The sequence below is a fragment of the Halobacillus amylolyticus genome (genome assembly GCF_022921115.1).
In the GTDB taxonomy this organism is placed as follows: Bacteria; Bacillota; Bacilli; order Bacillales; family Halobacillaceae; genus Halobacillus_A; species Halobacillus_A amylolyticus.
Window position 1 is genome coordinate 25299 of sequence record NZ_CP095076.1, and the last position, 13737, is coordinate 39035.

General features: G+C 39.3%; 13 protein-coding genes and 1 pseudogene. 5 read left to right on the forward strand and 9 right to left on the reverse strand.

The window, feature by feature from the left end; all coding sequences use genetic code 11:
* Positions 1-345: 345 nt before the first annotated feature.
* On the reverse strand, positions 346-939 hold the full coding sequence (locus MUO15_RS20950) for a zincin-like metallopeptidase domain-containing protein (RefSeq protein ID WP_318036242.1): 594 nt from the start codon (positions 937-939) through the stop codon (positions 346-348).
* Entirely contained in the window at positions 921-1166 is a 246-nt protein-coding gene (locus tag MUO15_RS22020) for an ArdC-like ssDNA-binding domain-containing protein (RefSeq protein ID WP_318036243.1), read from the reverse strand. Before MUO15_RS22020 ends, MUO15_RS20950 begins: the two co-directional genes overlap by 19 nt.
* Before the next feature lie 564 nt (positions 1167-1730).
* Here MUO15_RS22020 and MUO15_RS20955 point away from each other — a divergent pair.
* Complete coding sequence (locus MUO15_RS20955) at positions 1731-1865, forward strand: DUF3231 family protein (protein WP_396266368.1); 135 nt, start codon at positions 1731-1733, stop codon at positions 1863-1865.
* Between the two features lie 116 nt (positions 1866-1981).
* Here MUO15_RS20955 and MUO15_RS20960 read toward each other — a convergent pair whose 3' ends face one another.
* Positions 1982-2812 carry an ATP-dependent DNA ligase gene (locus MUO15_RS20960; protein ID WP_245036297.1) on the reverse strand — a complete coding sequence of 277 codons (831 nt, stop codon included), beginning with the start codon at positions 2810-2812 and terminating at the stop codon, positions 1982-1984.
* Positions 2813-3555: 743 nt separating this feature from the next.
* On the opposite strand from MUO15_RS20960, the gene MUO15_RS20965 reads away from it, so the two are divergent.
* On the forward strand, positions 3556-4062 hold the full coding sequence (locus MUO15_RS20965) for a GNAT family N-acetyltransferase (RefSeq protein ID WP_245036299.1): 507 nt from the start codon (positions 3556-3558) through the stop codon (positions 4060-4062).
* 119 nt (positions 4063-4181) lie between these two features.
* Here the strand turns inward: MUO15_RS20965 and MUO15_RS20970 are convergent, their stop codons facing one another.
* Positions 4182-4442 (reverse strand): thioredoxin family protein, encoded by a 261-nt coding sequence (locus MUO15_RS20970; protein WP_245036301.1) that lies wholly within the window; start codon positions 4440-4442, stop codon positions 4182-4184.
* A gap of 2 nt (positions 4443-4444) precedes the next feature.
* Positions 4445-4852 (reverse strand): MerR family transcriptional regulator, encoded by a 408-nt coding sequence (locus tag MUO15_RS20975; protein ID WP_245036302.1) that lies wholly within the window; start codon positions 4850-4852, stop codon positions 4445-4447.
* Between the two features lie 393 nt (positions 4853-5245).
* Between MUO15_RS20975 and MUO15_RS20980 the strand changes: the two genes are divergently transcribed.
* Positions 5246-6685 (forward strand): NAD-dependent succinate-semialdehyde dehydrogenase, encoded by a 1440-nt coding sequence (locus tag MUO15_RS20980; protein WP_245036303.1) that lies wholly within the window; start codon positions 5246-5248, stop codon positions 6683-6685.
* A 195-nt stretch (positions 6686-6880) separates the two neighbouring features.
* Positions 6881-7612, forward strand: coding sequence for a YwmB family TATA-box binding protein (locus MUO15_RS20985; RefSeq protein ID WP_245036304.1), 732 nt, complete (start codon positions 6881-6883; stop codon positions 7610-7612).
* Between the two features lie 219 nt (positions 7613-7831).
* Here the strand turns inward: MUO15_RS20985 and ccsB are convergent.
* The 4 genes and pseudogenes from ccsB to MUO15_RS21005 all read right to left on the reverse strand — a co-directional run bounded on the left by ccsB (position 7832) and on the right by MUO15_RS21005 (position 12599).
* Positions 7832-9012, reverse strand: a pseudogene (gene ccsB / locus MUO15_RS20990) (c-type cytochrome biogenesis protein CcsB).
* Between the two features lie 94 nt (positions 9013-9106).
* Positions 9107-11239, reverse strand: coding sequence for a heavy metal translocating P-type ATPase (locus tag MUO15_RS20995; RefSeq protein ID WP_305853294.1), 2133 nt, complete (start codon positions 11237-11239; stop codon positions 9107-9109).
* The gene (locus tag MUO15_RS21000; RefSeq protein WP_245036305.1) at positions 11232-11603 is read right to left on the reverse strand and encodes an ArsR/SmtB family transcription factor; all 372 of its coding nucleotides are present in this window, start codon (positions 11601-11603) and stop codon (positions 11232-11234) included. Before MUO15_RS21000 ends, MUO15_RS20995 begins: the two co-directional genes overlap by 8 nt.
* A gap of 138 nt (positions 11604-11741) precedes the next feature.
* Entirely contained in the window at positions 11742-12599 is an 858-nt protein-coding gene (locus MUO15_RS21005) for a cation diffusion facilitator family transporter (protein WP_245036306.1), read from the reverse strand.
* A gap of 286 nt (positions 12600-12885) precedes the next feature.
* On the opposite strand from MUO15_RS21005, the gene MUO15_RS21010 reads away from it, so the two are divergent.
* On the forward strand, positions 12886-13494 hold the full coding sequence (locus MUO15_RS21010) for a recombinase family protein (RefSeq protein ID WP_245036307.1): 609 nt from the start codon (positions 12886-12888) through the stop codon (positions 13492-13494).
* Positions 13495-13737: the final 243 nt, after the last annotated feature.

Genomic DNA, 13737 nt, shown 5'->3' on the forward strand with positions numbered 1-13737 from the left:
TTTTACGTTTACGTAAACGTTTACCAGAAATGTGAATATCCTTGCTGAAAACATGCTAATAACTACATTCAAAATACAAAAAAGTAAACATTTACGTTAGTGTAATATTGCATTAATAATAGAAATCCTGCTAAACCACTTTCTTTTCACCCTCACGTTGTTTCTTATCGCTTTCTACGTGTGCTCCGGTATTGAACCTCCAATAAAAACGCTGGAAAGGTCCAGAGCAGCGAAACAAGAAGCTGCTGCGGAATCAAAAGAAAAGAAGAGCTTTTGGGGGCGGTTGTTTGGAAGTGATTAAAAGGTTTCCCCCTGCATGTGCACCCATGCAGGGGTTTTACAATTTTAGAATTCAATTCCTAATATGTGGTCGCTTGCTTTTTGCGCTTTCTGTGATGCACTTACGATTAAGGTTTTATCATTCTTTAATTGGCGCAACCACGATTGAATATAAGAAGCGCTGTTGTCAATAGTGGTATTTTCAATTCCAGTCACCCCACAGAGCATCGATGCGCCAAGCTCTGCAACCAGCTCCTCCTTACTGTAGGTTTGACTTCCAAAATGAATGGGCTGAGTCACGCCTTCCCTCGCTAATCGGCTTTTATGGCCGGTGCTGTGTACGATCTCATGAAATAAGGTGCTGTAATACTTGTTAATGTCTTCAAAATCTTCTTTAGGTGGTACGTTGACTCGATCTTCAAATGGTACGTAATAGGCACCGCCACTTACAAAGCTAAACGACGGAGCGTTGAAATACTCATTTTTGACCTTTTCAGCTTTTTCAATTGGATTATGGACGTAAGTTTCTTTTTTCCGTTTTGGTTCCACTCCTTCCACCTGTGAACCAATTTCAAAGACTCGATAGTACCGCATTAAGGGAACTTTCTTTTCCTTTTCTTCCTCTTCGTCCTCCACCTCGATCATCTTCCAGAAGACCACAATGTGCGATTTCTCCCCTTCTTGATCTTCCCACCAGCTTCCTTGATCTGCTTAAAGGTCGCATACTCACCACCGTCCAGCAGCATGGTATTAATTCCTCTATATGGTTTTTGTGTTTTCCAGTTCACCGCAACTCCATTTTTAAAAGGCTTTTTCCAAGGAACAACTCCTTGTTCCAGCTTTTCAATAATTTGATTTGTAATCATGTCGTAGATTTTTTTGCTCATTGGTTTCCTCTCCCTTGAATGCTTATTTTGCCTTTGGAACTCCGAAACGGAGTAAGTCCCCAAAAGGGGATTATTTTTCCCTTTTGCTAGGGAGAATCTCAAAACACACATAAAAAACCGTCCATACATCATGGAATACCGTAGCGAATGCGAAGGCTATGCCGTGAAAGTGTATTGACGGTTTTTTAATCTTCTTAGCTTCCAAATGGGGAAAGGCATACGGTTCCTGCCCCAGTGGAAGGTTAGAAGATTTGTGCTGTTTTACGATTCGGAGTGCAAAAGGAAAAATAACCATAATAAAAAGCAGGCTTTGCCTGCTATCGATTGATGTATTTGAGTTTGAATGTCGACTCGTTCGGTATGGCCGCAAGGCAAACAGAACAGGAACCTACGGAATGTTGGCGCCAGCCGTACAGTCCGTGGTTATCGGTCTGTTTAGTACCGAAGCGACACGTAGGGAGTGACGAAAAGCGTTTTTTGCTTTGTGATCAATCCCTAGTGCTGTCGTCCGATACCCCCTAATGAATGGGTACTAATACATATACCAGAATGGACATTGGTGTGATGTACAACAGACTCTCGATAGAAATCCAAAAATTATCAGAGGACGGGGCTAATATCATGATTAAAAACAGGTGGTTAGAACAGCCACCTATGGCTCCTGACAGAATTGAATTAGCCCAAAAAAATAATTCATAAATGTTGTCCTCCCTGGCGTTTTGAAGGCAGCAAAAAATTCTGTTCAATCATCGGTCCCAATTAAGGAATAAATAAAAGCCCCGTATTTCTGGGGCTTCTTTGAAAGTGAATTTTGCTTAAGATATATATTCAATAAAAGATGGAATCCTGAGTAATCCCTTCTTTGTGTAATTCCTGTATTTAACTCGACACTTAATCTTTGGTTCTATAAAAATGAAATTTTCGTTTTCCTCCGTAATTAAATCCCTATACCTACTGTATAATTGCTTCTTGGCATCTGGATTCATAAACTCCATAACCCCTACCGGCTTTATTCTGTCCCTTTCTTCAATTCCCAGTAGCAGACCAAACTCACCTTTTCTTGCGCCCATTATGACTGCATCAGTTTGTTGATAGTTGATCACTTTAATCCAATCCTGTGAGCGCTTCTTGATTTGATATTTGGAATCAGCACGCTTATGCACGATTCCTTCTAGACCATTCTGCTTTACGATATCGAAATAAGCTTTCCCATGCCCATGCACCCATTGGACCTTTGTTATATGTTCCTCATTAACAATTAAAGATGCCAGTATTTCCTTCCTCTCTATTAAAGGAAGATGTGCCACTTTCTTTCCCTCATGATAGATGACATCAAATACACAGAATTGAATGGAATGCTCTGATCTACTGGACATGAATCGTTCCATCATGAATTCAAAATCTGGCTTTCCCTCTGTATCGGAAACAACGATCTCTCCATCTAAGACCGTGCCGTCAGGAATATCTATACGCTGAAGTTCGGGAAACTTAGACGTCACTTCATTATTGTGCTGTGTATATAAATGTACCTTATTATTAAACTTAGATAAAATTAATCGGATACCATCTAATTTAAGCTCCGTTATATACCCTTCATCATCGAAAGGACGATCTAACCTCTGTAATAACATTGGTGAGACAAACACCTTTAATCACCTCTGCACAATAGTAGCATAAAAAGGCTGCTTTCTCCGTTTTAAAGGTGTATGTAAAATATTCCCAGGGCGCAAATTTCAATTTCGTACGCTAAGGATTAAAAAGTAGTGGTACTTGCCCCAATCAAAAGATTATGGTCCTCCTCCACTTCCTATAATGGGATGTAGCCAGTACAATACCAATCCCCAAATAATTAATACGGTTGTTGAAAATATGTATAGCCACTTCTCAGACATAAGGATCACTGTTCTCCTTTTTCTTTTTTCTCCTTATTGTTGATCAAAATGGCCATTTTAAACAAATTCCCTTGATTTTAATACAACACAACTCTTAACGTACGTTTAACGCGTTTTTCTGGCGGTACCCCTTAACATTGTAAATCCGTATTTTCCTGACGCTACCCCAATAAAGAAGCAGTTCTTACTTTATAATTGCACACCGTTGATTTAATAAGGTGATTTACATTTGTTATTTTCTTAACATTGTAGCAATAGCAAACCATCAAACGAATGCTACATAATAGTTGACTTTATACAATTATCATTTTAAAATTATTAAATTCTATTAGATAACTCAGTATAGAACGATTTATATTGAATTTATAAAATAAAACAACAGGAATCAGAAACCACTGCACGTTTAGCGATGCCGATAAATGAGTATCAAATCTAGATTTGTGCTTTCAATTAAGTAAAGATTAAAATCGTTAATAAGAATTAGGAGATGATAAGTGGTGATTATACGTGATGTACTAGAAAGTGAATTAGAATATATAAAAAACTTAAGATTAGATGCATATAACGAACATGAACAAAAAGTCCCTAGGGATCATTGGAATGTTCTTAAACAACAAATCTTAACGGAGGAAGATTTACAATCAAATGTCGACCAACTCGTAGCAGAGGTCGAAGGGGAAATAGTAGGGACTGTTGTTTTATTTCCTCCAAAAACAGAATTATATACCGGGTTACTGGATGATGAGTTGGATTATCCAGAAATACGGAAGTTGGCTGTATCGTCAAAATTTCGTGGAAAAGGTGTCGCAAAAGCAATGATTTCTGAGTGTATAAGGCGGACAAAGAACAGAGGCTTTCGGTCAATTGGATTACACACTGCCGATTTTATGGAAAATGCAGTCAAATTATATGAAGGTCTCGGATTTGAACGATTGCCACAATACGACTTCGAACCAGCAGATGATGGAATTATTGTTAAAGCTTTTAGGATTCATATTAAATAAATTTATAAAAAGTAAAACAAGATAGTTGTTACATTTTTTGAAACCGCCGTATTCACGGATAACTCTCTTTTTTTTGCATAAAAAACAAGGGTAAAAATTTCACCCTTGCCATTTGTTATTTATTGCCCTAAGCCAGCAGCTTTTAACGCATCGATGTCGATGCCGTTGTTGCTGATCAACTCCCCATTGATTGCAACGGCTGGAACAGATTTAACACCATATTCTTTCGCTTTTGTTTCACATTCAAGTGTGTCGCATTTTTTATTTAAATCATAAACCACTACTTCGCAATTATCGCAAGCTAAATCTTTTACTTGTTGTACCGCACCTTCACAAACACTACAACCTGCCGTAAATACTTCTACTAATCGTTTAGCCAATTCTAATTCACTCCTTTAAAATTTTTAATAATTGGACATTCACCTTTTGAAATCCCAGAACCGGGACACTTTTCTACCAAGTCTTCAAGCAATGTTTTCATTTGCTGTAAATCATGAATTTTTGCTTCAATCTCTTTCATTTTACTTGTTGCAAAATCGTGCATTTCCTCTGAACGAAACTTTTCATCATTTGAGGCAGCTAAAAGGTTTTTAATTTCTCCTAGAGTAAACCCTAAATCCTTCGTTCGTTTGATGAATTTAATATCTTCCACGACTTCTTGGGGAAATTTTCTGTAACCTGATTCCGTTCGAGTAGGCTCAGAAATTAATCCACGCCTTTCATAATATCGAATGGTTTCAATATTGACGTTTGCTTCTTTTGCTACTTGGCTTATTGTTAATCCTTCCATTTCGTCCCCTCCTCAGTTATTAGTATGTACTCCGTACTATGGTACAGGGTCAAATGGTAACTTTATCCCTTTTTTATCAATAAGGCTTATTCCATTAAATGGCACGTTTTAGTGAGATACCCTTTCAAACATAAAATCCATATACTTATTAATAACGTTGGTTTTTGATAACAATACCCAAAAAGCGAAAAATTTACCTTTTTTTCCAAAAAAGTAATGAACGCCCATATTGCAAGATGAAGTCACGGCCAATTTAACGTTATCAAAAAGGATCGTATAACTACTAAAGAAAAACGCCTAAAACTGCATGAAAAGCGTATATTATGGAAAAGTAAACAAGGTATGCTAAATCTTTTTGATAATACTTAACAACACCCTAAAAGGAGGGGTTTAATGGTACAACTCCACTATTTAAACTATATTAATGGTGAATGGGTTGGCGACGGTTTTAATAAGGTTAAAGTAGTCAATCCTGCAACTGGAGAATACATCGGATCGGTCCCTAATGCTGATGAAGAACATGCCAAACAAGCAATTGAAGCAGCGTCTCAAGCTCTTCCTGAATGGTCTAAGAAGTCAGCAGCTGATCGTGGTGATGTGCTTAGAAAGTATTTTGATCTCATTATGGAGCATGAGGATGAAATCGCTGAAGTTATGACGAAAGAGAATGGCAAGCCGTTAAAAGAATCTAAGGGAGAAGTACAATATGCGGCTTCATTCATAGAATGGTACGCCGAGGAAGGTAAACGCATCTACGGACGGACGGTTCCCGGAAAAAGGGAAAACCACCGTATTAAGGTGATGAAACAACCAGTCGGCGTTGTTGCGGCAATTACACCATGGAACTTTCCAGCAGCTATGATTACAAGGAAACTTGGCCCTGCTCTATCTGCAGGTTGTACGCTTATCGTTAAACCACCTGAAGAAACACCTTTAACATGTATGAAACTAGCAAAATTAGCTGAAGAAGCAGGCATTCCGAAAGGTGTTTTCAATGTCGTGAATGGTAATCCAGAAAAATTCTCAGAAACGGTTATGTCTGATATGCGCGTTCGTAAGTTAACATTCACCGGCTCAACGCCTGTCGGTAAGTTGTTAATAAAACAGAGCGCTGAACAAGTCATGAAACTTTCCCTTGAACTTGGCGGCCATGCACCGGTGATTGTATGTGATGATGCAGATCTTGATAAAACTATTGAAATGCTAATGGCGGCTAAGTTTAGAAATAGTGGCCAAACCTGTATCGCGGCTAACCGCGTTTATGCTCAATCAAGTATTTACGACGAACTTGTTAGACGAATGACCGCCGAAGTTGAAAAGCTTAACGTTGGTAACGGACTAGAAGATGGTATTGATGTCGGTCCTTTAATCAATAAAGAAGGTTTTGAAAAAGCAGGACGCCATGTGGAGGATGCCCAGGAAAAAGGAGCGAGGGTGACCACTGGTGGTGAAGGCCAAGCAGATACAGATAAAGGGACTTACTTTTATAAGCCAACTATATTAGCTGATGCCAATTATGACATGGTTATTATGAATGAAGAGACTTTTGGGCCGATTCTTCCCATTGCAAAATATGACCATGATGATGAAGCAGTAAAAGCAGCCAACGATACCCCGTTTGGTCTTGCAGCTTATTTCTTTACACAAAACGTATCAAGGGGCACCCGTATCTCAGAAGGACTTGAATACGGAATTATTGGATGGAATGATGGCATTCCATCGGCAGCCCAAGCACCATTTGGCGGTATGAAGCAAAGTGGTTTGGGTCGCGAAGGCGGACAAGAAGGCATCGAAGAATATTTAGAAGTGAAATATGTATCGCTTAGTATTTAATGAAGAAGAGCATTTGTCTTTTTTAGGCAAATGCTTTTTCTATTTATTACTAGAAGTCTTCTTTAATGCCCCAACCTTAAAATCTCACTCAACAGAGGGGTGGCGTCAGGAATGGGAATCTGGATTAACAGAATCTCTTAACCTAGTATATCTTTTTCCTCCCTGGCTATGATGTTATTAAAGGGAGTGAAAAATATGATCATGAAAAAATTATATTGTCTAATGATACCCGTACTAATATTTATTTCCTTCTTTTTTATATCCAGTGAATTAACTAGTGCAGCAAAGACAATTGAAATATTGGAGATTACTGAAAAAGCTGAAGAAGCAGATATAGAAATAGCTTCGTGGTCCATGGCCATAAAGGAATCAATCGTAGCATTTGATAGTATAGAAAGTGTTCGAAATAGGGTGAAAGAAATAAAGTCCCGTGAACAAGGCTATGAATGGTCCGAGGAACAATTTAAAGGAAACCATTATAAAATGGTTGGTGTCAAAGGTAAGGGAACTAATGTAGATCAACAAATATCGATCATCTATTACCCTATGAAAGGAAATTACAAATTAAGTGTTACTTATAATATCGATGGGGAAAAATGGGGCATTGATATTTGGGAGCAAGTCTATAATCTTTATAAATCAAAAATAGATAAACATAAGGTATTTTATACAGTAGAGGGTTATGTAGAAGGTCAAAACAACAGGATAAAAAAAGAAGCTCAAAACCTTATACGGTCTATGTCTGGAAAGGCTGTCGAAGGTATATATGAGGAGAATTTTGTTTCTATTTCCGCCTATTCCACCAAGTGGGATGTTAAAGTTCCGTTAGGAGATAAACAAGCCATGAATATGCAAGTTGCTTATCGAGACAGGGGTGCACACACAGAGGTAACAATTGGTTCCCCTATTATAATTACAGAGTATTGATCCCTAAGTATAATCAGCCAGCTTTGCTTTTCAGCACAGAAAACATTTACAACTAAAACACAGGCAGTTAGCAATTATGACTGCCTGTGTTTTTTATTTACCCTCTATACGACTGGATTCTCACCCTCATCGGCACATTTACGACATGCTTCAGTTCATTGTCTACAATTAATCAAACTTAGCACACTCTTCCTCATAAAATCACAGCAGAAGGATCACTTACGCGTAGGAATGCAAACCAGATATGATTAAGTTTACAGCAAGTAAGTTAAACATAATGATGGCAAACCCTCCTACTGCCAGCCATGCTGATTTTGTTCCATGCCATCCTCTGGAAAGTCTAAGGTGTAGGAAAGCAGCATAGAAAAAGAAAGTAATTAAAGCCCACACTTCTTTAGGATCCCATCCCCAGAAACGGCTCCAAGCTTCTTGGGCCCATATCATCGCAAAAATCAGCGCACCTAGTGTAAAAATAGGGAACCCAATCGCCACTGCCCGATAAGAGATTTCATCAACAAGTTCTGGGTTCACTTTCTTCAATAGAGGCTGGATGGCTGCCCCAATGCGCTTTCTTAAGATTAAACGTACCAGCCAGTAAAGAACAAGCCCCCAAGGAAGGACCATAGGATCGTATTGAATTTAACAGCTGCATCCACACCACGCATCCACTCTGGCACATTAAAAAGTGGAGTAATATTATCAGTAAGTAACTCGCCGTCCGTTGGCCCAGCTATCGCTGGCATTTGGTAAGTAATCTCCACAGTTTGTCCTTCAACAGGAGCTTCAAATATGGCTTCGTAATTCATCGCATTGAAGGTTGAAGAGATAATGATAAACGCTAAAGCTGCAGCTAGCATGTAAATCACGCTCTCTAACCAAAAAGTATGCTTAGATCCTTTACTTTGATCCGTTTGACGGATTAGAAAGATCAATCCTGCCACAAAACTAATCGATAAAATAGCTTCCCCAAGTGATGCCGTTGTTACATGGATATAAAGCCAATGGGACTGCAATGAGGGAACAAGTGGGGATATTTCACTTGAAAACATACTCGCAAAAGCAATAATTAGCAGGGCTATAGGTAGTGCAAACAGTCCTAGAATGTTGATACGGTAAATAAAATACATAACAATAAACGCCAGGACAAGCATCATACCAAAAAATGTTGTAAATTCATACAAATTACTAACAGGAACGTGATTACTCGCAACCCACCTTGTAAAGAAGTAGCCGACTTGACTAAGGAACCCTATAATAGTCAATGCTATGCCAATGTTGCCCGCCTTCCCCGCACTCTTCCTTTTCTTATCACGAATCGTTCCTCCGAAGAAAAATGTAGCAATTAAATAAATAATAAATGCAGCATAAAGCAAGTTACTGCTTATTGTAGTCAACTCCATTGTATATCCTCCTTACCTGTAGCAAATTCAGACTTGTTATAGAAAGGCCGGTCATTTCAGCAAAATGACCGGCTTTCAGATATTTTGTTCTGCATTATTCCTTTGTTTTAAGGAGCCTTAACCCATTCAAGGTGACTAAAAGTGTCGCTCCCATATCTGCCAGAATTGCAATCCATAAAGTTAACCATCCCGGAATGATTAGCAATAAGGCCACAGCCTTTACAATTAGTGAGAAACTAATGTTTTGTTTGATGATTTGCAGTGCCTTTCGGCTTAACTTGACGGTAAACGGTAGTTTATCCAGGTCATCAGCCATAAGAGCAATATCTGCTGTCTCGAGAGCCGTATCGGTTCCAGCCCCTCCCATGGCAATACCTAAGTCGGCTGTAGCCAGTGCGGGCGCATCATTAACGCCATCACCAATCATGGCCACCTTATGCTGTTCCTTTAAGTCCTTAATCGCATTCAACTTATCTTCAGGAAGCAGCTCTGCTTTTACCTTGCTTATGCCAAGTTGTTTTCCAATCGCCTGAGCTGTGTTTTCGTTATCCCCGGTAAGCATGATGGTTTCTTTGATCCCGAGTTGATGCAGTTTCTGAATAATTTCCTGACTGCTTTCCCGAACCGGATCAGCTACAGCAATGAGTAAGAGAATATTCTCGTTAGTTCCAAGCCCCATTACGGTTTTACCTTGTTTTTGTAACGTTTCAATTTGAGATGATACCTCGTTATTAAGTCCCGACAACAACAATTCATTAAAGAGTTTTGGACTGCCGACATAGTAAGTTGAGTCCTTGACTTTAGCTTGCACACCTTTCCCGGTCAAAGAGTGAAAATCATCGATCGGCCAAGACGTTATATCTAATTGCTCACTTTCAGCTCTTTGAACGATAGCTGCGGCTAATGGGTGTTGTGAGCCCTTTTCAATGGCGGCCGCAATGCCCAATAGATTATTGTTTTCTTCTTCTAAATAAACGATATCGGTTACTTCCGGAATCCCTTTGGTCAACGTGCCCGTTTTGTCAAAGGCAATCGCAGATAGTGCACCGGCTTCTTCAAGATACACACCGCCTTTAATGAGCACACCATTTCGGGCAGAATTCCCAATCGCAGTGACGATTGATACGGGAGTTGAAATCACCAAGGCACAAGGACAACCGACAACTAAAACCGCAAGCCCGGTATAAATCCATTCGCTCCATTCCCCATTAAAGAGAAGAGGAGGGATAATGGCAATTAAAAAGGCAGCAATAATGACCGCGGGCGTATAATACTTGGCAAAACGATCGACAAAGGCTTGAGAAGGCGCACGTTCAGCTTGGGCTTCTTCAACCATATGAATGATTTTAGCAATGGTCGTGTCTTCCACCCGTTTCGTGACACGGACTTCCAACAATCCTTCTTCGTTTAAGGTACCGGCAAAGACTTCATCATCCTTTGACTTGGATACCGGAATCGATTCCCCGGTGATGGCTGCCTGATTGATGGTTGAAGTTCCTTTGACAACCAAGCCATCCATGGCCAACTTTTGCCCGGGTTTGACGATCATAATGTCTTCAATTTGAATATCATCGACAGATACCGTCATTTCTTCACTCCCACGGCGAATGAGAGCTTCTTTTGGTGCGATGTCCATCAGTTCACGTATGGAGTTACGAGCTTTATCCATGGAGTAAGCCTCAAGTGCTTCACTGATCGCGAACAACAAGACGACAATCGCACCTTCACTCCATTCCCCAATCACGGCGGCACCAATGATGGCTACGGTCATCAAAGTGTTCATATCAAACCGGAAACGGACTAAATTACGAAGCCCTTTGACAAATAACCCAACTCCTCCGATTGCCATAGCAGAAGCATATAAGAGAACGGATACCACATTTTCTTCTTCCATATTAAGACTTAGCAACCATCCCACTAATACCAACACACCTGCTAAGGCAATTCTAATCATAGCTTTATTTTTCCAAAACGGAACCTTCTCGCTATCGACTTGTTCATTTTCATGATAAATTTTGTATCCCTCAAAGGCTCCTGCTTTTTCGACCTCTTCTAAGGAGGCCTCTCCGTAAACAGCGATTTTGGAAGCACCAAAATTCACTTTGGCATCTTGTACGCCCGGCAAATCTTTGACATTCTGCTCAAACTGAGCAGCGCAATCTGCTCAGGTAAAACCCTGAACACGGAAATTCGTTTTTGGTTCTGCCATTTGTAAACTGTCAGCCATTTGAAACCACTTCTTCCTGTTGATGCTCTAAAACGGTCGGAATTAGAGATCCAAGATGTTTATTTTTTAACGAGTAAAAAACCAACTTCCCTTCTTTTCGGTAACCTGCAATACCTAGATTTCGCAGTAGACGAAGATGGTGAGAGGCCGTAGCCAGAGAAGAACCTATAATGTTGGCAACGTCACACACACATAACTCTTCCTCTTGTGTCAGAGCAAAGGCAATTTTGATTCTCGTTGGGTCACCAAGAGCTTTAAATATCGTCACTGTGGATTCAAAATCTACTTCATCCAATTGGCTTTGCACTCGATTAACCTTTTTCTCATCAAAGCAAAATATTTCGCAGCGATCACTAGAACTCATTTTTCCACCCCTTAATCAAATAATCATTTGATTATTATAATATGCGATACAACACTTTTTATCAACTGCTTCAGCTTGTTAGTTTCACTTTGTTTCCGTTTAGGTTTTATGAAGAAATTAAAAACCTCCAGTTCCCAATTATTTAACTGAAGGTTTTATCTCAACAAATGTCATGAGGCTGTTATGTTGCTTTTGCATTAATTCTTTAATTTTTTCGCTTACATGAGACATTTCCTTTATGGTTGAATCTGATTGAAGAGTAACAGCAACTTCTATAATAACCTTATTTCCTGAGACTCTCGCTTTCACATCATTGACCTTCACTATTTCTTGAACATCTGATATCGATTCTTTGTATTGGCGTATCTTTTCTGGATCGATCCCATCAGTTAAAATTAAGGCAGTTTCTTTAAAGATTCCCCATGCTGCCCATAAGATGATTAAACCAATTATAGTACCAGTAACAGGATCAAGCCATGACATCCCAAACTGGGCTCCTGCAATACCAATCACTGTCCCAAAACTTACAATGGAATCGGACAAATTATCTTTTGCGATGGAACGTAACCCCTGACTGTTTTCATTTGAAGCAATTGTTTTATTCAAAAAATAGATCAAAATCATGAACAGCCCACTCCCGAGTCCAACCCATATTGCAAGAGGGTCTGGTTCAACGAAATCTTGATTTATAATTGTACGAACGGTATCAGTTAAAATTTGTATTCCTATTGCAGCAATAACAAAGGCAGCAACCAACGAGGCAATGTTTTCTGCTCTTAGATGGCCGTATGGGTGGTTCTCATCTTGGTCTTTTTTTGCAATCCTAAGTCCAATAATTAAGGCAACCGACGTAATAATATCTGTGAAATTATTAAAACCATCGGCCATTAATGCCACGGAATTAACCTGCCAAGCAACAATGATTTTTATGAGCGACACAAGTAAATAGGCAAAAGTACTAATCCACGCTCCATTTTTAGCACTTAATGACCCCATTTCATCACCTCCCTTACCACATTATTTCCAATGTGCCATTTAATAAAACATTCATTTGATTGTATCTCTACTAAGATATAAAAAAACTATATAAGGACATTATAGGAAGTGTTTGTAAAAGTACACCTTTACGAACAGTCTGTAAATATCTTAAATCTATGAAATTAAACGTTCGTAAAATACCAAAAATTGATTAAGAACGTCCGCTTGTTTCTATATACATTTACGAACGAAAAAGGGTATAATTAAAGAAGAAAGACCAAATGAAAGAGAGGTTATCCTTTAAATGGAGAATCGGAAGTATGGATACATACGAGTGAGCAGCAAAGATCAAAGTGAGGAACGTCAGGTCGCTGCAATGAAAGAGCAAGAGATCAATAAGCGTGATATATTTATGGATAAAGTAAGTGGTAAGGATTTTCAAAGGGAACAGTACCAGCTCTTAAAACGAATCCTTCGCCCGGGAGATGTGCTGTACATTCATTCCCTCGATCGCTTCGGTCGGAATAAAGAGGAGATTGTGCAGGAGTGGAATGCCATTACAAAGGAACTTCAGGCCGACATTGTAGTATTGGACATGCCATTACTCGATACCACCCAATATAAGGACAGCATGGGGACCTTTATAGCCGATCTCGTTTTGCAAATCCTATCTTGGATGGCTCAAGAAGAAAGGGATCGCATTCGGAAACGGCAACGTGAGGGCATTGATGCCGCATTAAAACAAGGGAAAGAACTTGGAAGACCGAAAGCACAGATAACAGATACTTTTCGAGAAGCCTATATGGAATGGAAAGAAGGGAAAATTACAGCCACCCGAGCTATGCAGCAAGCTGAGGTTAAGAAAACGACCTTTTATAAGCTTGTTAAGCAAATGGAAGAGACTCAAACATAATCCACAATACCAGGACGAACCTACATTATAGGTTCGTTCATTTTTGATAGCATCCATCCAAGGAAGAAAAATCACTCTATTATAACTAGAGAGTCAGTACCAAGATCAAAAAACAGTTTGAGGTGTTGAATGAAATAAGGTGTGAAGGAAATGAAACATTTACTCAGAATTTAACAGATTTCAATAGAAGCATGGTTTTATTAAAAGGCTGCCAAACAGATAATCCAATAGGGAGTCGCCCCC